Below are 25,269 nucleotides of genomic sequence, written 5' to 3'. Positions count from 1 at the left end.
CGCAGAGCTACTTATTTTTCTTCAATGAATATTAGTTGATAACATTAAATTAGAATTCATTATTTTTCAACAAAATAAAACATTGTTCTTCATATCCAGACAAAATATGATATAGTTATATAGAATTACTTAAGTTTACCATTTTTATATGTTAATGGTTTTATTGGTAACTTTAAAATTATATCTAAAGACATGCTAATAGATGAGTCTTAAGTAAGAATATATAAATAATCTAGGAGGAAAAGATGAAAAATTGTTTAGAATGTGGCACAAGCCAGGAAACAGGTAAATTTTGTGGAAAATGCGGGTCATTATTGGGGGTATCAGTCTCCAATGAACAAGTATCAGCTACTTCGGAAACAGTCAGTCAGGAAGGACCTTCCTTTTCACAACCAGTCGCTCCACAGGTGCAACCAAGCGCACATGTAGAAAAAGTGAAGGCACAATCAAAAGCTTATTGGTCTTATTTTCTTAATTTTATTAAAAACCCATCAAAAGTCTTTATTGCTGGGAATAAAGAATTTATAAATGGAATGATTTCAATAGTCATCCTTGCAGCTATCATAGGGTTAGCGATATATGGATTTGTTCAAAGTATCACATCATCTATTTTTGGAAGTGTAGGAAGTTTATTTGAAAATGAATATGTAGGTCCATCTTTCTTATCTATTTTTAGCAGTATAGTCTTTTTTATTTTATTTACCGTACTTATCGTTCTATTAAGTATGTTCATCGTGGGAAAGGCCTTTGGATCCGGCGACTCTTGGAAAGAGTTAATCAGTTATTATGGAGCACATATTTTATCCGTTATTTTACTATCCTTATTTGGATTATTTTTAATGTTAATAAAGTCATATTTATATGGAAATATTATTTTGGTCATTTCTTTCCTTATAATTCTTATAGTCATTCCACTTTATATTATGTCAAGGTTACTTTCTAATAGTCCGAAGGGCATTGACTCCTATTATGGATATCTTCTATATATCGTTCTTGTTTGTATTCTATACAGCATCTTTATTTCTGTCATTGCAGATTCAACAATTGGTCAATATTTAAATTACTTTACAGACTATTAGACATATTTGAAAGAGGGTTCGTATGGATAGGTTTTGCCAAGAATGTGGTCATAAAATAGGAAATAATGATTTTGCTTGTACAAATTGCGGTACAAGATTTTCGGATCAACAAGAAAAGAAAATAATAACAAAGAAACAGATGGTTATAAGAAGTATGATTGGTGCCGTACTAGTTATACTTGTTGGGTTTTCTCTTTGGGCATCAAACTACTATTCAGAGAAGTCCACTATAAAGCGTTATACGGAAGCATTATCTGAAGAAAAGGTAGATAGATTAATAGATTTAACTGTTCATGAGGATGGTTCTTCTATTAAAAAAGGGGAAGCAAAAGCATTGCTTGCATTAGTGAAAAAAGAGGGAAAAGATATAATTGACCCATTAACGTCGATTGAACCTAGTGGGAAATTTTTAGGTGTGTTCCAACAGTATCGCTTTAAACTTAAGGATCAGTTTGTTTATACGGGAGAGATTATTGAAGGACTCCATTTCGAGTTTAACCAAATGGAAGTTCCAATTAAGGAAGATAGTGAAGGGGTTATTTTTGGTCCTCTAACTCCCGGCATTTATACTGTATCGACCAATTTGAATAACGATTTTGGTAAATCTTCTAGTAAACAAGAGCTTTACTTGACAAGTGATATGTCTAACCCTAGCTTTTTGGAATCTAACTTACCAGTTTCGCACGCGGTAATAGCTGTAGAGAATTACGATGCTAAGATGATGAAGGATATTCAAATTGTCATCAATAATAATTCATATTCAGTAAATGAGAACGGCATCACTGAACCATTTGGGCCTCTTATTTTAGATGGTTATATAAAAGCAAAGATAATTGCTCAGTTTCCTTGGGGGGAATCGACTACAGAAGCATTTCCAATTGATCGAGATTACATTGAAGTGAAAGTAGCCCCTGTTTCTGGCAAACAAAGAGAAATTATTTCTTCCACCTTACTCTCACTCGGAGAAGAAATAGCAAATGCAAAGGCAAGTAAAACAACTACTGTATTGACCACTGCTTCTACGAATTTTAAAAAGGATTTTCAAGAAGGAGAAATTGATTACTTAATTGATGATCAACGGTATTACAAGGGGAAGCTTAATCAATTAGATATCAACTGGAATTCCCTTGGCTTAATAGAAAATGAGACTATTATATCTTTAGATATCGCTTATAGCTTTGATGAATCCCTATATTCATTGGAGGAAGTCCCTAGTCTAGAGAATAAAATTTACCCCCAAAAAGTTTATCTTAGCTATGATTCAAAAGAACAGAAATGGAATGTACATTCCCTAGAAAATACTTGGTCAGAAATAATCTCTACTGAAACACTATTAGGATCAGAAACTATTTATGAGCCTAATAAAGAAATGTTTCAAACAGAGAAGCTTGCATCCGTCAAAGAAGAGCTACAAGATTTCATGGAGGATTATGCCTACTATGGAGTGGCTGCCATCAATAATCGTAATATAGAGTTTGTCGAGGATTATTTGTCAAAGGATGGTCCTAAGCTACAGGAATCTATTGATTATATTTTTGAGTTAGAGAAAAAAGGAATTAAGGAAGACTACATATCTTCAGTCGTAACGAATGTAGTTGATAAAGGCGATAATACATATGAGGTTACGACGACTGAAGCGTTTACAATTTATTATCCAGACAGTCAGCAGGATAAGAAATACAATACAGTTACCCTTGTAAAAAAAGTGGATAATCGTTGGCTTGTGCACCAGCTAGTCTCTACAAAGGAAATTTAAATAAGGCATATTTTTAGGGCAGTCAGTACGTGGTATTGGCTGCTTCTTGTATAGGAGGGGAAATGAGTGAAGAACTGTATAAACTGCGGAACACATATAAGTGGGGAAGAAAGATTTTGTTTAAATTGTGGTGCAAAGCTAGAATCAGTAGAAATGACTCAACCATTGAAGAAGGAATTGACACCAAAGCAGCGCAATAGACGTAGATTAAGTTATGCTTCTGTTCTGGTGATCGCTGTCGCGCTAATTGGAGGACACTACTTTTTACAATGGAAGTATGATGCGTCCAGGCACCTTTCAGAGATGAACAAAGCATTTTTAAAAGGTGAGAAGGAAGAATTTTTATCTTATTTTACGTTTTCAGATGAAGTAGTGAGTGATCCAGAGGGTTTTTATTCGTATGTAGAGACTGAAGGATGGGAGGGCTTACGTGAAAAACTCCTTGAAGAAGTAACTATTCTAGAAAATGATGAATTATCCAATATAATAGATGACTCCATGGGTAATAAATTCTTGTCTGTCACAAATGACTCCATCCTTTTTGGGATTTATGACAGCATATCATTTAATCTAAAACCGATTGAGGTTCATGTAGAGCTACCTTTAGATAAAACTTCTCTAGCAGTAAGAGACTTAGATGTTTCAGGTAAGCAAGGAGAGGTTAAAAGTCTAGGTAAATTTTTGCCAGGTATTTACGCTTGGAAAGCTACTGTACCAAGTGAATATGCAGTGATTGAGGATTCAGGTGATATGGCGGTAATAGGAGAAGGGGATAATACATACAGATTTATTCCTCCACTAAAAGCCGGGATGGTCTCTCTTACATCCGATGTAGAAGAGGCTGTATTATCGATTAATAACATAACCACAGAAAAATTAATAAAAGACACAAATACTATTGGACCATTTCCTTTTGATGGTACTATCCAGCTTTCGGCAGAAATAAAAGGATCAGATGGAAACGTCCTAAAGGGAACACCAGTTAAGGTCACATCAGATAATACTCATATTGAATTCGCGCATGTACAAGAAAAGCTACAAATTGACCGTGCAAATCAACTAGCAACAGAAGAAAAGAAACAACTTGTAGACATGTATGCTGAAACGGCTGCAGAGTATATTGATTCATTTAGGAATGAATTTGAATATGCTTTAAATTATGCAGATTACTCCTATATCTCATCCTTTTTCCCGGCAGGAAGTGAAGCGCAAACTATTTATATGAAGGAAATAGAAAACCACGGTAAAATCGATGGCTATTATAAGTATCAGTTTCAGTCTAATACAGCTACGGGAGTAGAGGCAGTAGATGCCCAAACACTCTATGTAAAAACAGCAGAAGTATTTTATTTTTACTCGGATGAAGATAATTACATCTATAAGAAAACAAAGGGATATACAGTAAAAGTTATAGATGGTGAGATGTATATATTAAATATTGAGCAATTAACGACGGATAAAGAGATTATCGATTAGTGTCTGTCCCTGTGTCACACACAATTTCCACACAATTCATTAAAAAGGAAGCAGCCGGTATATGCCAGGCTGCTTTTTTGTATATACCTATTTGACCAGTCAGTATTTAAGAATTGTTCCCAATTATAGATAGCGATAAATTTTCGTATTCATATTATCTAATAGAGGCTATAAAATTAACAGTCCTATAAAAAACTTTCCTCGCTTTTTTTACAGAATAATACATAAGTTGCTGTCGAGAACAATCGAATATAGAGGAATTTTCAACTAAGAGAATGCAAATGAAGTTAATTGTCGGAATAATGTGATTTATTTATTCTTGAAATATTTGTATATTTTAATAGGGGTATTAGGAATAAAGATTTACTGTTGACGCATGGCATTTAACCGAAAGTTCCTGTCAGAATTGGCCTAAATCAAAAACTGCAGTAGGCATGAGACGCAACTAGATGTAGTAACAATGAAAAACAAAAATAATAGTGTTCTAGATTTTTGTACAGAGTTGATTGGAGGTGAAGAGGAATGCAGTAATTACTTCATGACATGCAACACATATAACACTGCTCAACGTGGGACAAAATTTAGATACAAGTTCATATATCAAAGCTACAAAAATGTATTCTTTTATCCAAGTTGCAATTTAGGTTGCCTCTGGTAAAGCTATGCCAAATGCTAGTCAATAATCCAAAAAAGTGATCATTTTCTTATCCCCACGTCATACTAAATTCAAAACTCATATGTAAAATTTTTCATAAAAAGATAACTAATTTTTCATATTCTAAATCATATAAATAGAGGCTAGCACATAGATTGGTAGGTATTAAATTTTACATTTGATACTTATTTTAATAGGAAGGGTGCGATCCTCATTCTAAGACATTAGCTGAACGATTGTCACAAATACGCTTTAAAGGAAATAACATTTGTACTTAATAGGGGGAAACTAAGTGAAGAAAAAACTAGTCTATAAGTTTTTTAAAGTGTTTTTGGTACTAGCTATGGTCTTAACGATGTTCAGTCCAATGATGACTGCATCTGCAAATGGGGAGAAAAAACAGTTCAAACCAAACGTACCAAGTGAAAGTACAATGGAGTTAAAGGCGGCAATAGCAGAGCAGGAAAGTTTGTCGCTTGGTGGACCGAAGCTTCACAGAGATTTACAAAACCTTTCGGGTAATCAGGAAGTTGCTGTTATTATACATCTATCCGAGAAACCTGTTGCTCTTGAAAAGGGGATCAGTGAGCTAAAAGGAAGAGCATTCTCTGCTGCACAGGAAACTAAGATTAGAAACAATGTACGTGCCCAACAAACAGCTGTAAAAAAAGAAATTAATCTAAAGAAGATAACAATGAAACAAGGGTATACATTTGATACTGTTTTGAATGGCTTTGCAGCTGTAGTGAAAGCTGAAGACCTTCCAAAACTATTAGAAGTTAAGGGTGTAACGCTAGTAGAGCCAGATGCAATCGTTTATGCGTCAGAAGCACCTCAAAAAACGAAAACGGTAAAATCTTCTTCTATTAAAAAAGAAGGAAAAATAGATGCGAAGATGAACACAAGTATTTCATTCCTAGGCATTGAGAGGCTTTGGGATGAGGGAATAGAAGGACAAGGTATTAAGGTTGCCGTACTTGATACGGGTATTGATGCGGACCATCCAGAGTTTGCTAACATCTACAAGGGCGGAAAGAATTTCATACCTAATTCATCTACCTATACAAGACCTCGTGCAGACAATGATGCGTCGGAAACTTTACCTTCCGAACGTCCTGCTGGAACTCCTGAATTTAATGCGAATGGAAGCTCATTCTATACATCTCATGGTACACATGTTGCTGGTACAATCGCAGCGATCGGGGCTAATGAGTTTGGAATCAAGGGAATTGCACCAAAAGTAGATTTATATGCTTACCGTGTATTAGGTGCCTACGGAAGTGGATCTACTTCAGGTATCATTAAAGCTATTGATACTGCGGTAGTGGAAAAAATGGATGTTATTAACCTTTCTCTTGGTGGGGGAGCTAACTCTGAAACAGATAGTGGATCTTTTGCGATTAATAATGCAATGATGGCAGGTACTATTTCCGTAATTGCTACAGGAAATTCAGGTCCTAACCGTGGGACTATGGGAACTCCTGCTACTGCTCGATTAGGAATTGCTGTTGGTAACACTACTAATCCAGAAACAATGCATAATGGACAAGTGAACGTTACGGTTGGTGAATATAATTTAACAAAGCAATTACAACTGATGGGCACAACTTTTGGTACAGATGTTTCTACTCAGCTTCAAGGTGAATTTGATTTAGTTGCTGTACCTGGAAATGGGGAAGCAAAAGATTACAATGGACTAGATGTTCAAGGTAAAGTTGTTCTTGTTTCTCGTGGTGGGATTGCATTTGTCGATAAAATTGCATATGCAAAGCAAAACGGGGCGAAGGGAGCAATTATTCATAACTTTGCGGGAGGTACCAATGCACCAAATGCCTCTGGAACATTCTTAGGAGACTCTTTTGACTTTATCCCAACGTTTGATATGTCTCAAACAGACGGGGACGCAATTCGTGCAGCGTTAGTAAACGGAACAGGGAAAGTTTCATTCGGGAACTTTGGATCTGAACAAACTACTGGGGATGAAGTGAACAGCTCAAGCTCACGTGGGCCTTCCACTCCTAACTTTGATATTAAGCCTGATGTGAGTGCACCTGGTACAAACATTATGTCTACAATACCTATGTACAAAACAGACTTCCCGGAAGCTGTGTATGGTGAAGCTTATGATCGTAAAACAGGAACGTCTATGGCAACTCCTCATATCGCAGGGATTGCAGCTCTTGTTAAACAAGCAAATCCAACATGGAATGCTTTCGATGTAAAGGTTGCTCTTTCCAATACAGCTAAAATTCTAGACAAGACTAAATTTGATGTGTTTTCACAAGGCGCTGGCCGTGTAGATGCGTATGCCGCTGCTCATCCAAATGTACTTGCTTATGCAATTGACACAGCTGTATTAGATGGAAGTGGAGCAGTTGTTGAAAACTTGAAAGGGACGGTCACATTTGGTCCGCAATCTTTGAAGGACAAAAACCTTTCTGTTACAAAACAAATTCTAGTAAAAGATTTAAAGAATACAGGTGGAAACTATAATGTAGCTGTAGATGTTACAAAGACATTTGCGGATGCTAAAGTTACGGTTGATAAACCGACATTTACATTAGCAGGTGAGCAGTTGTTAAATGTCACGTTGACTGCTTCTAAAGTAGCAACAGCACCAAAGGGATCTGAAATTCTAGGTTATATCCGTATTAACGGTGGAGGTTCAGAGGTTTCATTACCATTTGCTGCAGACTTTTCTACTGTTACAGCACCTGCTACAGAAATTAAAGATATGTCTATTACAGAAACAGACCTTTCCTTTAATGGAGATGGTGTGAAGGACACAGCTAACCTTTCATTCACATTAACTGGTCCTGTGACAACAAACTATATCGAACTTTGGGATATTATGAACCCTGAAGGCGGGGAGTATGGAGACGGTTACATCGGTTATTTACATGCAGGTACTTCACTTGCAGCAGGTAAATGGACGCTACCGATTACTGGTGAGTACAAACCTTGGGGTACTGCACCTGCAACAACTATTCCAGACGGTCTGTACACAATTGACTTTACTGGTCAAACAACAACAGGAGCAATCATTGGTGATTATGTAGGCCCTATCGTTGTTAAGACGACCAAACCAGCAATCGCTGGCTCTGTGAAGGACGGAGTGGCAACCGGGAAAGTAACGGACAAGTATATTACGTATAACGAAGAATTATATTTATACGGATTAGAATATGATTTGAATACAAAATTAAATGCAACCTATGTTGCAACGGTGAACGGTGTACCTGCTGCGCCTGTAAAATTCAATTTAGCACAGGACGGGTCATTCACATTCCCAGTGGCAACAGGAACTAACTCTATCAAAGTAGTTGTCCAAGATGCTGCAGGTAATGTAGGAGAAGCATTAATCTATGAAAATAACAATCCTGATCCAGAACCAGAACCAGTAGTAACACTAGCTGTTAATCCATCTAAACTTGATTTAGAAACTGGAAAAACAGCTCAGGTTACAGTAACAGAAACTTCTACTCCAGCAGAAGGAACAGCAACTGATAAGGATGTAACTGCAGAAGCTACTTACACAGTAGCGGATGAAGGTGTAGTAAAAGTTTCCAAAGGACTAGTAACAGCTGTTGCTAAAGGATCTACAACAATCACTATTACTCATGGTACAAATACAGTGACTGTAGAAGTTACTGTCAAAGATTCAGTGGTTATTGTTCCAGGAGTAAAGCTTGTTGCAAACAAAACGCAAGTTGATTTGGAGCCTAAAAAAGAATTCCAATTGAATATTAAAGAGGTAACAACAACTGCTGATGGTAAAACAAAACAACAAGATGTAACGAAGGCTGCAACATACAAGGTAGCAGATACTAAAGTTGTTACTGTTAAGAATGGTTTGATTACAGCTAAAAATGCAGGAAGTACAACAATTACCGTTAAGTATGGTAAAAACGAGCTGACTATTAATGTAAATGTAATAGAACCAGTCGTGACATTGACTGCTAACAAAACTGAGCTTAATTTAGAGCCAGGAAAAGAAGCTCGACTAACGATTAAAGAAGTAACTACAGGAGCAGACGGAAAAACAAAAACAGTTGACGTAACGAAGGCTGCTACGTATAAAGTTGCGGACAATAAAGTGGTTTCTGCGAAAGAAGGATTAGTAATTGCTAAAAATCCAGGAAGTACAACGATTGCAGTTAAATACGGTAAAAATGAGTTAAATGTGAATGTTACAGTTACAGAGCCAGGAGTGACATTGACAACAAACAAAACACAAATCGATCTAGAGCCAGGCAAAGAATCACAACTAGTTATTAAAGAAGTTACAACAGGTGCTGACGGAAAAACAAAGCAGAAGGATGTAACAAAATCTGCAACGTATCAAGTAGCAAACGGTAATGTAGCTTCTGTTAGCAATGGCTTAGTAATAGCGAAAAGTGCAGGAGAAACAACAATCACAGTTAAGTATGGTAAAAATGAATTAAAGGTAAATGTCACAGTTACAGAACCAATCATCACTCTGACTACAAACAAATCAGAGGTTAATCTGGAACCAGGCAAGGAATCTCAACTGAAGATCAAACAAGTAACAACTTCAGCAGATGGAAAAACAAAAGAGGTTGATGTAACAAGCTTTGCAACGTATAAAACTGCCAATAACAAAGTGGCAACGGTAAGCGGTGGCTTAATCAAGGCTAAAGGTGCGGGCACTACAACCATTACAGTAAAATACGGTAAAAATGAATTAACTGTAAATGTATCAGTTACCGAGCCAGAAGTAACATTAACTGTTGATAAAACAGAAGTTAGTCTAGGGTCAGGAAAAGAAGTGCAATTAAAAGTGAAGGAAATTACAACAACAGCAGATGGAAAAACAACAGAAAAAAATGTTTCTGCATCTGCAAAATATAAAGTAGCAGATACTAAAGTTGCTACGGTAACTAATGGTTTGGTAAGAGGAAAAGCAGCAGGAAATACTACAATTAAAATTACGTACGGCAAAAACGAACTTACAGTAAATGTGACGGTCATTGAACCAAAAATCACACTAAGTGTAGACAATAACCAAGTAAATTTAGAAAAAGGAAAAGAAGCTCAGCTGACTGTTAAAGAAGTAACAACAACGGCAGATGGGGAAACAACAGAAAGAGACGTAACATCTTCTGCAAAATATAAAGTAGCAGATGGTACAGTCGTTTCAGTTAGCGGTGGTTTAATAAAAGCAAAATCTGCAGGAGATACGATTATAACTGTTGGATATGGTAAAAATGAGCAAACAGTAAATGTATCTGTTACAGAACCAGTCGTAACTATTAAAGCTGATAAAACGCAAGTGGTATTAAAGCCAGGCAAAGAATCACAGCTAACTATTACAGAAGTTACGACATCAGCAGATGGGCAAACAACAGAAAGAGATGTAACGGTAGCTGCTAAGTACACTACAGATAACAAAAATGTAGCCTCTGTCACTAGTGGACTAGTAAGAGCAAAAGATATTGGAGAAACAATAATCACTGTTAAGTATGGTAAGCACACAATTACTATTAGCGTAGTAGTTTCTGAACAAGGGAAATTGGGCATTGAATCGGTTAATAGCGAATTGTTCCTACTTCCTGAAGTCCCTACTTCTACGATAGAAGAAAAACTTGCTAGTTAAGAAAGTTAAAAAGAAGCAGCAGACGTGTAACCGTCTTGCTGCTTCTTTTTTTGGTAGGGAGCGTTGTGTCTGTCCCTGTGTCACACACAACTTCCACACAATTAGCTTCGTACTGGGGGCCATTTGGATATTTGATACCGACTTGGAGGAATTTTTAAATATATCACCGTTCGTAGAAATATATCACCGGTTGATGAAATCTATATCCCTGAGAGAGTTGTGTCTATCCCTGTGTCAGACACAATTCATTTTAATAAAGTAGCCAAGGAGAAACCTGGCTATTAATACTAGTAATCTAGGGATTTTATCTTTAATACATGGTAAGCATCGACCTGAGTCTATAAACTTTGTTATGATAAAAAGAAAAAGGTGTGATTTCGATGACGGTAGGTCGCAATGATCCTTGCCCGTGTGGGAGCGGGAAAAAGTATAAGAAATGCCACGGCGCGAAGGATGTAGTGTCGATTGAAAAAGTGGTGGAGGATGAATTACGGCAAATAGTAGAATCCTATTACGCCGAGTATCCACAACAAAAAGATATGTTCGAGTTAAATATGATGATGAACACATGGGCTTCCAGGTTAAGAGGTATTTGGGATGAGGAGCAAATCGAGCTACTTGCATTAGACTATTATTTATTAATAAAGAAAGAAGAACAATGGAAAAGCTATATAGAGAAACAAATGAAAAAGTCATCGAGAGCATCTGTCACGGAAGTACTGAAAGAGTGGACAAGTCCTATTATACTTATTGGGAAAGTGACGAACGTTAAAGATGAAATGGTACTGGTGCAGGATATGGTCAGTGGAATTGTTCATGAAATGGAAAGATTAAAGGGAATAGATCTTGACATGATGTCATATATCATGGGGGTAGTATTTCCTGACCATCGAAAAGGCTCTAACGGAATAAGTGTTGCTACTGGCGTTCTTATTATTCAAGATATGCTTGATGGAGAAATGAAAAGAATTAGGGAACTTGCTAAAAAGAGTAAGCTAAAACCTCAAGAATTTCTTAAAGAACAACTTTTGGAATGCTTTGAGATTCTACATGAAGGTGAGGACGTTGAGCCTGAGATTTCACCTGCACATCTAGAAATACTAGAAATATTAGAAGAATTTTTAGAGGAAAATGAACTGACTGATGAGTTGCTTACACCTCTTTTGGCTGCATACTTAATGGCTTATTCCCCGAATCCAAGAAAAAAAGAAGCTGTTGTTGCGGGGGCTATACGTTTTGCGAATGAGTATCTTAGCTTTAATGTTGATTGGACGAACAAAGATATTGCTGAAATGTTTGATGTCTCCCCTTCTACTGTCAAAAAGTACTTTGAAGAAATAGAGGAATTCTATTTTACTGTTGGGGAAGAGTTGGAAGAAGAAACGAGCGTAAGTCAAAGATCGGGGAATTTTGGATTTGAGGTAGGAACATATCCTCGTCTGTCTGAATATCGAAACTGGGAGTTACTGATGCACATGAATAGTGTTGAAATTGAAAGTGAAGAAGAGATGCAAGGATTAGTATCTCAATTGATGAATAAACCTTATAAACCTAAAAATAATTTGGAAAAGGCTCAATTAAACGCATATGAAGGTTATTTTGCAGAAACAGAGCAGCTTCGAAATAATTATTGGAAGATTGCTAAATTATCAGATGCGAACAATCCAGATGTCCTACTGCACCAGGCCGAATTAGCAAAAACTGAAAAAGTTGCAAGAGATTTTTATAAAAAAGCCATTAAAGAAGCTTACAAACAGTTCGATTCATCATTTGATGTGGCGTGGGGTTACGTGCCTAATCGTCCATATTTACGTGCCCTGTTTGCATATGGAGTTTGGGAATTTGAGCTTGGTAATTTCGAGGCTGCGCTGGATCAGTTCCTACAAGTAATGGAGCTAAACCCAAATGATAATCAAGGTGCCCGATACTTGTTAGTAAGCACCATGCTACACCTCGGATCACCGGAAGAAGCGGAGGCAGTTTTAGCGATGTACCCGGATCCTGATGATGCAACCTACGAATTCTTAAGCTTCCAAACGAAGAAAATGTTGCGTAAATCCCAAGGTAAGCCGCTAAGTGAAAAGGAATTAGAGCCTATAATGGAGAAACTAGCAAAGCTGAACCCTTTAGCACTCTACTTACTTGCAATGGATCAAATTCCTCCAAAACCTTATCCTAAATCAGCTGTCATAACAGCAAAAAGCGAAGAAGAAGCACAGATCATTCATACGCTTATGGAAGGATTTGATATGCGAGAGTTGTGAAAAGGAATTGTGTCTGTCCCTGTGTCAGACACAATTCATTGCAGAAGGAATGTGTCCCTACCAGCAGTTGTACTCGCTTTAAATCAGCTAGAAGATTGTTCATAAAAGTTAGAGATATAGGGTAATGCCACACTATGTAAAAGGATTGCAATAATAGGGGGTGCAGATGATGGATAATCAATACTTCGTAGGCTGGGGGACATTGGCGTTGATAAATGCTGGCCTTGCACAAGGAAAGAATAGAACGGGATTAAATTGGTTTTTCCTTTCTCTTATATTAGGTCCATTGGCAACATTAATTTTGTTGTTTGTTGAAAAGAGACCGTAGTTTAATTAATAAATGTAAGCCGTCAATTTCAATTATTGTTCGGCTTATTTTTTACTTTCACATTACTAACGAACAGAAAAGCTTAGTACCGGTTTCAACAAAAAAACAGCATTCCAAAAGAATTTGAAATGCTGTCTGAAGGCTTATTTTGTTAGCGTTATTAGTTCATGGCTTAATGTATGAAGTTTTGCTGTTACTTCACCAATGGATTCTAGTAATTTATTTTCTTCAAAGATGGAAGAAACAATCTCTTCTGTTGCTGCACTGTTTTGCTGGGATGCTGCCGAAAGCATATCAACTTCCCCTAATAATTGTGTGAACTGATCATTCACTTTATCGATTGCCAGTACACTCTGCTTCACATTTGTATGTGAAATGTCACTTGATACCTTGACGTTGTTAAATGCTGCTGATATATTAGCTAATAATTTGTGTCCTTCCATAGCTGCTGTTTGTCCATGAAGTGATTGCTCTTGAGCAGCAGCTGATTTGGTGAAAAGCAGGGTTGTAACTTCTGTAATTTTAGATGCTGTTACTGCACTTTCTTCTGCTAACTTTCTAACCTCATCTGCCACTACTGCAAAGCCTTTCCCATGTTCACCTGCACGAGCTGCTTCGATAGCTGCATTCAGTGCCAATAAGTTCGTTTGGTCAGCAACGCTTTTAATGCCCTCTAGTAAATCATTCACCCTCTGTAAGCTATGTTGTAATTCATCCATTGTAGTAACCGTCATACTCATGGAATCGCTTAATACACCCATGTGCTTCGTCACCTGTTCCACACTTTGCGTATTTCTTGATAATTGCTCGTTTACTTTTTGTGAATGTTCCATTGCCTCTTGGGATAATTCCACAGTTTGCGAAAGCTCTGATTTCGAATCATGCATTACATTATGCATTGCAAAAATCATTTCTGCCTCACTTTGAATAGACTCGGCAATTTGTTGTGTGGAGTCTAAAATTGTATTACTCACAGAGGCTAACGAATTTGATGTATTTTTGACTTCTCCTGTTTCCGCTTCTAATGTATGAGCGCTTTTTTCGATCATTATTACTAATTGCTTTGTTTCTTCTAGTAGCTTATTTGCCTCTAGCTCACCCTTTTGCGATTCGGTAACTAATTCGCCACCCCACTCATTTAATTTATTTAACATATATAAAATTCCGTTAAAAATAAAGAATGTGGTTAGGAAATAAGCGAACGTGTTGTTTACGCCTAAAAATTTATCGGGCACTAAAACGTAAAGTAATATGAGATAAACGTTAAAAATAAGCCCATAGACAATTAATACTTTTCGTTCAAAATAAACGGCTGCCATCACAATTGTTATGAAAAGTAAGTAATGCTTGGTTATTCCATAGCCATCTAGTATAAATAAGGCAAATACTACTGTTCCATTTAAGGTTGCAAATAAAATTGCCTTCATCAAATGGGGGAGCTTCAAAAAATAATTTAAGCATGCCAACGCAATAACAATGACACCGGTAATCATATATTTTTTTGAATCTACAAAACCATGATTAGAGAGTATGGGAAGTAAGACCAGTATGACCAAGAAACATGTAATTTTTAAGTTTAACTGATGAACCTTTTGAAGATTAAACGAGAAAGGTGCTCTTTGCATTGAGATTTTCCTCCATTTGTTATATATAGTATTTTGAAAATTTTAATATATCACAATAATATCATAAATAGGTAAAAATTCATGGTGTTTTAGTACTATTTATTTGTATAATTTCAATTATTTCTGGTTATATAGTTAGTAGTAGGTTTCCGGTAGATACAATTGTGTCTGTCCCTGTGTGTCTGTCCCTGTGTCAGGCACAATTCCCACACAATTCGCTTCGTACTTGGTGACCGCTTGCATATTTGAATTTGAGAGAGTTTTTGAAAATATCACCGTTCACGGGGATTTATCACCGCTAGGATGAAATTTTTCCCTTTGTAGCGTAAAGCAAAGTAGTTCAAAGTGTTGAATAAAGAGAGTAGGTATGCATGTAGCAAGGACAACGTAAAGTGTTGCGCGAAAGTGATTAAGTGTTGCAGAGAGAGTTGTGTGTCCCTGTGTCACACACAACTCCCACACAATTTAATTTCAACCTAAAAAGTAGCCAGCAACCACTGTGGCTGCTTTTTTATTTACAGTCCTATTAACTTCATGTCATTAAATGACATAAAAATCCGCAGCTGTTGCAGAGAGAGTTGTGTGTGTCCCTGTGTCACACACAACTCCCACACAATTCAATCCAACCTAAGAAGTAGCCAGCATCCCACTGACTGCTTCTTTTTTATTTACAGTCCTATTAACGTCATGTCATTAAATATCATTATACGTTAATATAAAAACATATAATTCAGAAAAATCAGCAGAAGGGGGATTTCTATGAACGAAGGGGCAAAGATTGGGGTTGCTGGTAAGGCGAAGACTGGGAGAAAGAGTATTTTTAGCTATTTGGGGCCAGCGTTAATTACTTCTGCTTTGGTGCTTGGGCCGGGGAGTGTGACGTTGTCGTCTAAGATTGGGGCGATTTATGGGTCGCAGCTTGTTTGGACGTTGGTTTTAGCTGTTGTGCTGATGATGGTGTATACCGAGATGAGCACAAGAATTGGGATTGCGGCCAAAGGTAGCTTTATTGGTGTGATGAAGGAAAAGTGGGGGTTCTGGTCTGGGCTGCTGATTGGGATCGGGGCATTTTTGGTTACGGCTTCGTTTCAGGCGGGGAATGCGATAGGCACGGGGATTGCAATATCCACGGTAACTAATATGGAGCCGACTGTTTGGATTATTGTGTTTACGCTTATTTCTATAGGGCTTTTATTTGCGAAGCAGTTTTATCAGATTCTAGAGAAGCTGATGCTTGTGCTGGTAGTAGTGATGCTATTGGCATTTCTTAGTACCGTTATTGTAGTGAAGCCGTCGATTGGGGAGATTTTTCAAGGATTTGTTCCTGTTATTCCGGATGGAAGTATGGGGTTGATTATCGCTTTATTTGCTACTAGCTTTTCGATAGTTGGGGCGCTCTATCAGTCTTATTTGGTTAAGGAAAAAGGCTGGACTTTGACGGATGCTGCTAGTGGGAAGAGGGAGTCTTTCTTAGGCATTTTTCTGCTTGGATTTATTTCCTTCCTCATCATGATTACAGCAGCAACGATCCTCAAACCACAAGGACTGGTTGTGAATGATGCATCGGAAATGGGCTTGGCGCTCGAGCCGTTGTTTGGTAGCTGGTCGACGGTTGTATTTATGCTCGGGTTGTTTGGGGCTTCGTTTTCGTCATTGATGGGGAATGCGACGATTGGTGGGTCACTGCTTGCGGATGGATTTGGGGTAGGGAATAATCTTTCTAATATGAAGGTGAAGCTTTTCATTATATTAGTGATTTTGTTCGGCTCGGTTATTGGAATTGTGTTTGGTTCTGCGCCGCTCAATTTAATCGTTTTTGCGCAGGCCGTTACGATATTTGTTGTTCCGTTTATTGCGATTGCCATTTTAGTCGTAGCGAATGACAAGCGAGTGATGGGTGAGCTGAAAAATAAATGGCTTAGCAATTCGCTCGGCATAATAGGGTTACTTGTATTAATTTATTTGGCATATAACAACGCAAACAATATCTTTTTTTCTTAAAAAGGAATGGGGGACATTATGAAAACAGTAGAAGAGTTAGAGAATTTGATGACGCAGCCATCCACTGCATTGATCGATGATATGGTGAAGCTAGACGGCAATATTATGATATTAGGGATTGGTGGAAAGATGGGACCGACGCTTGCTGTGATGGCGAAGCGTGCGATTGATGAGGCCGGCTTGGACAAAAAGGTGATTGGGGTTTCACGTTTTTCGAATGGCACGCTGCAGGCGGAGCTAGAAAGTGCAGGGGTTGAAACGCTTGCCTGTGATCTATTAAACGAGGACGAACTAAAGAAGCTGCCTGTTGAAAAGAACATTATTTACATGGCTGGCAATAAATTCGGGACGACTGGCAACGAGCATTTCACATGGGCGATGAACACCTATTTGCCTGGTCGAGTGGCAGAGCATTTTAAGGGATCTAATATTGTGTCATTCTCTACGGGAAATGTGTATCCGTTAGTGCCTGTGATTGGGAGCGGCTGCGATGAGAACCACCAGGTTGCACCGGTTGGAGAGTATGGGCAATCCTCTTTAGGAAGAGAGCGTGTGTTTACATATTTCTCAGAAAGAGACAATACGCCTCTTGCCATTTTCCGCTTAAATTACGCAATCGATATGCGTTACGGGGTTTTATTGGAGATTGCAAAGTCTGTGTTCAATGAAACACCGTTAGACCTTTCGATGGGGCACGTCAATGTCATCTGGCAAGGAGATGCAAATGAGTATGCAATCCGTTCGTTGCTTCACGCGAGCACGCCTCCAACAGTTATAAACGTTACTGGACCAGAGACGCTTTCTGTTCGCTGGCTGGCAAATGAGTTTGGGCGTTTGTTTAATAAGAAGCCAGTATTTGTAGGCTCTGAGCAGGAAAATGCGTTGCTTAACAATGCAAGCAAGGCTCACAAGCTGTTCGGCTACCCGCGTGTATCGATCCGTGAAATGATTGAATGGATTGCAGACTGGGTCGCAAATGACGGAGAAACGATCAATAAACCTACTCACTTCCAGGAGAGGAAGGGTGAGTTTTAAATGAAAGAAGAGTTAAAAAAGCATTTACATGCCGGGGCGTTCATTCCGGCGCATCCTCTTGCGATCACGCAAGACAAAAAACTCGACGAAGAGGCACAACGCCGTTTAACTCGATATTATTTGGAGGCAGGCGTTGGGGGGGTCGCGGTTGGCGTGCATACCACACAATTTGAGATTCGAGATCCTCAGTTTGATTTGTATGAAACGGTATTAAAGCTTGCGATGGAGGAAATCAACAACGCAAAGCTGAATCGTCCTTTCCTAAAAATCGCTGGTGCTTGTGGTAAAACAGAGCAGGCAATAAAAGAGGCAGAAATCGCTAAAAGTTTTGGCTATGATATGGTACTATTAAGTAACGGTGGATTAAATGAATATTCCGAAAAAGAGCTGATTGAGCGTACGAAAGAGGTCGCTGCTATTATTCCAGTGTTCGGCTTTTATCTTCAGCCAGCAGTAGGTGGACGGGTATTTAGCTATGAATTTTGGGAGCAGTTCGCTGCAATCGACAATGTATTCGGTATTAAAATGGCTCCGTTTGACCGTTACTTAACGTTAGATGTGATTCGCGCAGTGAACGCCTCTCCGAGAAGAGACGAGATTGCGCTTTATACCGGCAATGATGACAACATCGTAGTGGATTTGTTCACCAATTATAATGACAAGCAAATCGTCGGCGGCTTGCTAGGTCACTGGTCTGTGTGGACACATAAGGCAGTGGAGCTTTTTGAGCAAATAAAAGAAGCAAGGGCACACGGTCAGATTGATCCAAAGTGGTTCAGCATTGCCCAGCACGTCACGGATGCCAATGCAGCATTCTTTGATTCGAGGAACGACTTTAAGGGAAGTATTGCGGGTATCAATGAGGTGCTCAGAAGACAGGGGCTTATGCAAGGGAATTGGTGCCTAATGGATCACGAGGTATTGAGTGAGGGCCAGCTAGAGGAAATCAATCGTGTGTACTACGCGTATCCAGAGCTGAACGACGATACATTTGTAAAGGCTTTTTTGGAAAAGGAAAGTGTAGTAAACGGGTAAGCAATGGAGGCACATCGATTAGGTGTGTCTTTTCTTCTATTTCAAAGGGGGGAGAGGTATGGAGACAAACATAAAGGTGGGAGTTATAGGGCCGCAATGGATTCGAGAGACGATGGTTAGATGCTTTGGACTTTTTCCGAATATCCAACCGATTTTCCGTTTATCCGATGAAATAAAAGATGCAAGGAAGCTGACAACTGAGCTATTGGACAAGGTGGATTGCTTGTTTTATTCGGGAAGAATCCCTTATTTAGTTGCAAAGGAAGACATACCGATAGAGACACCTGCCTACTATATTCCACTGAAGGGAGCAGGGCTCTATCAATCTCTGTACAAGCTAAAGAGCAAGCAAGATTTCACGAACATTAGCCTAGACGGCATACAAGACAATTACATGGAGCTCATTAAAAACAATTTAGAGGAAACGTTTACGTATCAAAATTTCCAAGAAATCGTTTATATGGAAAACAAAGATGACGTGGTGAATTTCCATCTACGGAATGTGGAAGAGAACCCTAATACGGTTGTCATTACTAGTCTCAAGCTAGTTAGTGAGCAGCTATCCGAGATGAATATTATAAACGAATGGCTAAAGCCTACGGACCAGGACATTATTGTGGCAATTGAACGAATGCTACTCGCAACCAATCAACGAAAGCAAAAAGAGATGCAAATAATAGTAGGTCGAATCTTTATCGAAAATTCCAGTGATGCGAGTGAATTTATGTCCGAGCAGCAGGTACATACTCGAAATCATGCCATACACCGTATGCTTCTTCAATTTGCCGATCAAATAAATGGTTATCTGATTGCCCTTAGCAGCAGTGAGTATGTATTTATCACGAATCGAGGGATTTTCGAGCGGATTACAGAGGGCTATAAATACTTGCCAATTGTTGATGAGATGAAGAAAAAGCTGGAGGTGTCTTTATCAATAGGAGTCGGCTTCGGTTTTTCAGCGCTCGAGGCAGGATCGCATGCAAGGGTGGCACTCATTCAGGCACAGGAGCATGGAGGGGGCTGCTGTTTTATCGTTCGAGAGGATCGAAGCGTCTTTGGACCAATCGATTTGATTGTCCCGATGAAATATCCACTCACAGTGACGGATCAGCTGTTAATAAATAAAGCAGAGCATATCGGCATGAGTGCAGCAAACATCCAAAAGACAATGGCCGTCATCAAGCGAAAGAAGGAAAATGAATTCACGGCGCATGAGCTTTCTTCTATTTTAGGCATTACACCTAGAAGCGCCCACCGAATTATCCAATCCTGGCTGGACGCAGAGCTCATCAAAATTATCGGGATGGAGAAAATATCAAAGCGCGGTAGACCAAGACAAGTATTCGCACTCGTAACAACCGAAAGCTAGGAGGGACTCTATGAAAATAGGATTGATAGGACTAGACACTTCACATAGTGAAATATTCACTAGATTATTGAATAACCAAGATGATCCCCATCATGTACAAGGGGCAACCATCACCCACGTTATCCCAACATTCTCGGAGGATTTAGCAATTAGCTCAAGCAGATTTACTGACTTCTATCAAATTGTCATCAAGAAATACGGTGTAGCAGAGGTAGATACAGTTGAGGAATTAATGGGTGAGGTAGACGCCGTCATTATAGGGACAGTTGATGGGCGTAATCATCTAGAATGGTTCAAGGAAATTGTGCCTTATGGTAAGCCGGTGTTTATCGATAAGCCAGTCGTCATGAGCAGTAAGGAAATGGCAGAGGTGATTAGACTGAGTCAAAATCATGGAACACCTGTCATGAGCTCCTCTGCTTTACGTTTTTCGGAGTCGGTTATGGCGGTCAAAGGGTCAGTAGACTGGAGCAGTGGCTATTTCTATGGTCCAACCCCGATGCAGGAGCAGCTAACCGGATACTTCTGGTACGGTATCCACCTCGTCGAAATGGCGGTTACTCTTTTCGGGACAGGCGTGGAAAATGTAGAGGTAGAGCATAAACCAGATTGCCACCATGTTCATCTAACATACAAGGATGGTCGACATCTCATCATTCGAGGAGAAACCGAATGGCACAGCCGTTTCGGTGCAGTATTGCATTCCGCAGATGATGTACAAACATTGAAGCTGTGGGAAGAAGAGAAACCTTTTTACGCTGGCTTGGTCGAGCATATAGTAGAATTTTTTGAGACAGGAAAGGCAGCCGTATCTTTAGAGGAGACGGCAGAGATTGTAAGGATTATTGAGGAGATAAATAAGGGATTATAGAGATGATGAAACCATTCGAGCTTGTGCTTGAGTGGTTTTTTTGTGAGGTTTAAATACTAGGTGGTTAATTAAAAAGCATATAAAATTTATTTTTTTGTACTAATCGTTCGTGTTTTCAACTTAAAAAAAGTTGAATTTTATTAGAAAAATAGTATTCTTACGATTATTCCGAATGATATAATAAAAAAGTTATAATAAATGAACTTTAACAAGGGGGAGAAAATTTGTTTAGTGGGAAAAGGATTGTAGCAAGTTTTTTAGTTGTGGTTTTATTATTAGGGAATGGAATGTTTCTAAAACAACTTCCTGTACATGCAGAAGAGAAGGATATTAATATTACCCTTCTTGCAACTTCAGATATTCATGGGCGATTTATGCCATGGGATTATGCGATAGATGGACCGAATGTAAGCGGGAGTCTAACGCAGTTATATACCATTATCAAGCAAGTTCGAGCAGAGAATCCAAACACCATTTTATTGGATAATGGGGATTTGATACAGGATAATTCTGCAGAGCTATTCAATGATCAGCCATTATCTCCTATGACTCAAGCAATTAATGCCATGGGCTATGAGGCATGGACTTTTGGTAACCATGAATTTAACTTTGGTTTAGATGTGTTAGACAAGGTTTCTAGTCAATTCAAAGGACCTAGACTTGCAGGTAATGTATACAAGGAAGATGGGGAACGTTTTTTGCCTGCTTATACTATTATCGAGCGTGATGGAGTAAAGGTTGGAGTAATAGGGATGGTCACTCCATTAATAACTCAATATGAAAAAGGTACGGATCATCTAGAGGGTCTAGTCGTCAAGGATCCTGTAGAGGAAACGAAAAAAGCAGTGAAAGAGCTAGAAGGTAAAGTAGATGTAATGATTGGTCTTTTACATATGGGTCTTGAAAATGAAAATGGTAATCCTGGAACAGGCGTAATGGACATTGCAAATGCAGTGCCAGAGCTAGCTGGTATTTTTGCAGGGCATAACCATGTGCTGATTAACAATGAAAATGTAAATGGCGTTGTAATTACAGAGCCTGCAAAATATGGCACACATATTTCAAGAATTGACTTAACCTTTACCAAGGATGGGGAAAAGTTAACACTGAAGGATAAGGGTGCTTCCACAATTCCAGTGAAAGCGGCAGACGGAACCACTGTTAAGTCGGATGAAGAGCTGGAAAAATTATTGCAGCCTTACCATGAGTTCGCTCGTGCAGATGCAAATGTGGTGGTCGCACAATTAAAAGGGACAAACCTTGTTCCTCCTAATGAAATAGAGGGTATCCCAGCAGTACAAGTCCAAGAAACACCGTTGTCGGACTTTTTCCATGAGGTGATGCTTCATTATAGTAATGCAGATGTAGTAGCTCATCAGATTGACAATGACAAAGCGTCCTTAAATGTTGGACCTATCAAGAAAAAAGACATTGCTTACAACTACCAGTTTGCTGGAGGAGAAGTTTCTGTCTATGAAGTAACAGGAAAAGATTTAAAGGATTATATGGAGTGGGCAGTTGGCTATTTTAATAGCACTCGTGATGGAGACGTGACAGTAAGCTTTGATAAAACTCGTCGTGCTTCCAAATACAGTACAAATGACTTTTTCGGAAATGTGAAATACGATATCGACTTATCCGAGGCACCAGGAAAACGTATTAAAAACCTTAGAAAGCTAGATGGAACTCCGATTAAAGCAGAGGATCACTTAACATTAGGGATGAATGCATATAGAATGGACTTTCTTCTATCTAAAGGACAAGCGTTAGAAGGGCGTAAGTTTAATATGACCTGGTCCTCGAAGGATGAAAGTGCCTATGGTGAAACTGGCGGTACCATTCGCAATCTTGCCATTAGATACTTAAAGGAAGAGATGAAGGGCGAATATAAACCAACCATTCAAAGCAACTGGAAAATCGTCGGTGTAGATACAAAATCTCCAGCACGAAAAGCAGTTGTAGAACTAGTCAATAAAGGAATTCTAACAGTACCTACAACGGAAGATGGAAAGTACACGAATATCGCATCCATCAATGTTAAGGATGCAATTACACAGCAGGAAATAAAAGAGCTATCAGCAAAAGCTAAAGTGGACTCCGCCCAATTTGCAAAAGTAAAAACAACAGGAGAATTCTATTTAGCTTTAGCCAAAGCATTGAATAAACCAGAACCACCAAAGGATAAAGATAAACCAGTTAAATCAGCTAAACCAGTAAAGCCAACACCTCAAGATAATAAAAAACCAGCTGTAACTAAGCCAGAAGCACCAAAAGGAAAAGTAACAGCTTACCATTTGAATGTCCGTGCTCAAGCAGCAAACAGTGGAAAAGTGCTAGGAACCATTGCTAAAAACAAAGAAGTAGAAGTGCTTGGCAATGAAAAAGGCTGGTATGTCATTTCCTACAAAGGTAAAAAAGGATATGTGTACAGTCGATATATTGACTTACTGAAATAATTGATCTAACACTCATTCGGGAATCCCGGATGAGTGTTTTTAAGATGGGACGGGGGAGAACCTTGCGGAGACGAGAGAGAACCTTGCAGAAACGAAGGGGAACCTTGCAGAGACGGGGTAGAACCTTGCAGAAACGAAGGGGAACCTTGCACAAACAGAATAGAACCTTGCACAAAGGAACGAACCCCTAACACACAAAAAGCCCCCATGCCAACAACCGGCATAGGGGCTAACCTAAATAAATCTACTCCATCGATAAATCCAGAACGAATTAAATCCCTCCAAAGGCTATCTACAAGGTCGTAACGTCATTACCCATATATTGTTGTAGCTGTTGCTGATATTTATGAATTCGGTTGGAAGTGCTAGCTATTGGATTCATAAGATATGTGTCATTTAGTAGGTTGTCGTAGTTTGGATATTTGTATCCGGGCTGCTTAAGAGTACTTGTTATATCGATTTTACTAGCCACACAAAAATTCACATATACGATCTTTGCGAAATGCTCTTCAAAATAGAATGACTTTCGTAAAAAGGTGGAGTCATTAGCCCCAAATAAGTCATCCAGTATAATATTTAATTTCTCTCGAGCCACTATAGCCTTGTTCATACTGGTAGCCCATTGATTAGAATATGTTTCGGTTAAAAGTTCTAAGAAAAAATCTGCTCTTGCACGGTTAAAAGAAACAAACCCTATCCACATAATATCTGTCGCTGAACTTTCCAAAGCCTGGTCAAAGGCTTGCTGGGCTTCCTCCAGGTACATAATAGCTATCTGCTTGGATTCAGAATTGATTCCACTTATATTTCCTCGAATTTCCTCTAAACTTGTTATTTCTAATAAATCCTTTGTAGAAAGGTTTAACTCTTTCGAAATGATATCCATTGCCTTTTGGCGATAGTACAGCCCTAGGTAATTATTGTAAATAGTTTTAGACACAGGATTTTTTAATAAACTTCCTCTTATCTCTAATATAGAAGCAGGGATATTATTGTTTTCGGTATTCACTAGCTTTTGATATTTCATTACATATTTTAAAAGCTGTATAGTTTCTTCAACCAATAAAAGATTTCCTGTGCTTATTGTCATTAAAGACTTTAAACGTTTATCGATTAATTTCAAAATCTCATCCATTTTCTTCGCATTTTCTTTATGATTTGCATTGGAATCAGTAAACAAGGAAGGAAAGAACATAATTAGATCAATAAAATATTGTAGGTTATTAGCAAACTCAATCGCAGATTTGGATTGCTTCTTATATAGAACGGTTAAATCTCCATATATTGCTTTGGATACGTCAGTAGCATTGGATTGTGAATATTTTTTCATTAAAGAAGGAATAGAGGTAACATAATCCGGATTTTCAAGAACATTGCCTTGCATTTTATTAATGGCGTTAACGCTATCAATAGATACATAGGTTTTAAGTGCAAAATGGAAAGCAAGAATAGATACGACAATAGAAATTAATGTTATAGAGAAATCCACGAAGTCAGCCGTATCCTTCATTTTAGAAATGCGAATGGCACTGTACACACATACAATAGATATAAGAAGAAAGAAGATATAAATATGTCGAAGCTGTAGTTTTATCACAAAAATCTTCCTTTTAATGTTTTATCCCAATTATATCAGGAATGGTAAAACAGGGTAGATGGTTTTTTTATTAGGTGAAAAATAAAACCAAATAATAAAAATCCC

14 protein-coding genes are annotated in these 25,269 nt (G+C 38.4%); 12 read left to right on the top strand and 2 right to left on the bottom strand.

Features of this window, described 5'->3' with window-relative positions:
- The first annotated feature begins 245 nt into the window (after positions 1–245).
- The 6 genes from MKX96_RS16155 to MKX96_RS16130 all read left to right on the top strand — a co-directional run bounded on the left by MKX96_RS16155 (position 246) and on the right by MKX96_RS16130 (position 13,175).
- Positions 246–1,079, top strand: coding sequence for a hypothetical protein (locus tag MKX96_RS16155; RefSeq protein ID WP_340885271.1), 834 nt, complete (start codon positions 246–248; stop codon positions 1,077–1,079).
- 22 nt (positions 1,080–1,101) lie between these two features.
- Positions 1,102–2,835 (top strand): TcaA NTF2-like domain-containing protein, encoded by a 1,734-nt coding sequence (locus MKX96_RS16150; protein WP_340885268.1) that lies wholly within the window; start codon positions 1,102–1,104, stop codon positions 2,833–2,835.
- 66 nt (positions 2,836–2,901) lie between these two features.
- Positions 2,902–4,311 (top strand): TcaA 3rd/4th domain-containing protein, encoded by a 1,410-nt coding sequence (locus tag MKX96_RS16145; protein ID WP_340885265.1) that lies wholly within the window; start codon positions 2,902–2,904, stop codon positions 4,309–4,311.
- A gap of 947 nt (positions 4,312–5,258) precedes the next feature.
- Positions 5,259–10,583 (top strand): S8 family serine peptidase, encoded by a 5,325-nt coding sequence (locus MKX96_RS16140; protein ID WP_340885263.1) that lies wholly within the window; start codon positions 5,259–5,261, stop codon positions 10,581–10,583.
- A gap of 380 nt (positions 10,584–10,963) precedes the next feature.
- Positions 10,964–12,847 (top strand): SEC-C metal-binding domain-containing protein, encoded by a 1,884-nt coding sequence (locus MKX96_RS16135; RefSeq protein WP_340885261.1) that lies wholly within the window; start codon positions 10,964–10,966, stop codon positions 12,845–12,847.
- Positions 12,848–13,013: 166 nt separating this feature from the next.
- A complete protein-coding gene (locus tag MKX96_RS16130) occupies positions 13,014–13,175 on the top strand; it encodes a hypothetical protein (RefSeq protein WP_340886096.1) in 162 nt (53 codons plus the stop codon).
- A gap of 143 nt (positions 13,176–13,318) precedes the next feature.
- On the opposite strand, the gene MKX96_RS16125 is transcribed toward MKX96_RS16130, so the two are convergent.
- Positions 13,319–14,800, bottom strand: a complete 1,482-nt coding sequence (locus MKX96_RS16125) for a methyl-accepting chemotaxis protein (protein ID WP_340885259.1) — start codon at positions 14,798–14,800, stop codon at positions 13,319–13,321.
- 759 nt (positions 14,801–15,559) lie between these two features.
- Between MKX96_RS16125 and MKX96_RS16120 the strand changes: the two genes are divergently transcribed.
- The 6 genes from MKX96_RS16120 to MKX96_RS16095 all read left to right on the top strand — a co-directional run bounded on the left by MKX96_RS16120 (position 15,560) and on the right by MKX96_RS16095 (position 23,567).
- Entirely contained in the window at positions 15,560–16,801 is a 1,242-nt protein-coding gene (locus MKX96_RS16120) for an Nramp family divalent metal transporter (protein WP_340885255.1), read from the top strand.
- A gap of 18 nt (positions 16,802–16,819) precedes the next feature.
- Entirely contained in the window at positions 16,820–17,836 is a 1,017-nt protein-coding gene (locus MKX96_RS16115; RefSeq protein ID WP_340885253.1) for an NAD-dependent epimerase/dehydratase family protein, read from the top strand.
- Positions 17,837–18,871: a dihydrodipicolinate synthase family protein gene (locus tag MKX96_RS16110; RefSeq protein WP_340885250.1), complete on the top strand. Its 1,035-nt coding sequence runs from the start codon at positions 17,837–17,839 to the stop codon at positions 18,869–18,871.
- A gap of 58 nt (positions 18,872–18,929) precedes the next feature.
- The gene (locus MKX96_RS16105; RefSeq protein WP_340885247.1) at positions 18,930–20,240 is read left to right on the top strand and encodes a hypothetical protein; all 1,311 of its coding nucleotides are present in this window, start codon (positions 18,930–18,932) and stop codon (positions 20,238–20,240) included.
- 10 nt (positions 20,241–20,250) lie between these two features.
- The gene (locus MKX96_RS16100; RefSeq protein ID WP_340885243.1) at positions 20,251–21,111 is read left to right on the top strand and encodes a Gfo/Idh/MocA family protein; all 861 of its coding nucleotides are present in this window, start codon (positions 20,251–20,253) and stop codon (positions 21,109–21,111) included.
- Positions 21,112–21,398: 287 nt separating this feature from the next.
- Positions 21,399–23,567: a 5'-nucleotidase C-terminal domain-containing protein gene (locus MKX96_RS16095; RefSeq protein WP_340886088.1), complete on the top strand. Its 2,169-nt coding sequence runs from the start codon at positions 21,399–21,401 to the stop codon at positions 23,565–23,567.
- A 292-nt stretch (positions 23,568–23,859) separates the two neighbouring features.
- Here the strand turns inward: MKX96_RS16095 and MKX96_RS16090 are convergent, their stop codons facing one another.
- Positions 23,860–25,164, bottom strand: coding sequence for a hypothetical protein (locus tag MKX96_RS16090; RefSeq protein WP_340885241.1), 1,305 nt, complete (start codon positions 25,162–25,164; stop codon positions 23,860–23,862).
- Between the last annotated feature and the right edge of the window lie 105 nt (positions 25,165–25,269).

The sequence above is a fragment of the Psychrobacillus sp. FSL W7-1493 genome (genome assembly GCF_038004905.1).
GTDB lineage: Bacteria > Bacillota > Bacilli > Bacillales_A > Planococcaceae > Psychrobacillus.
Note: the sequence above shows the minus strand (reverse complement) of the source record. Positions and strands in the feature narration are given on the sequence as shown.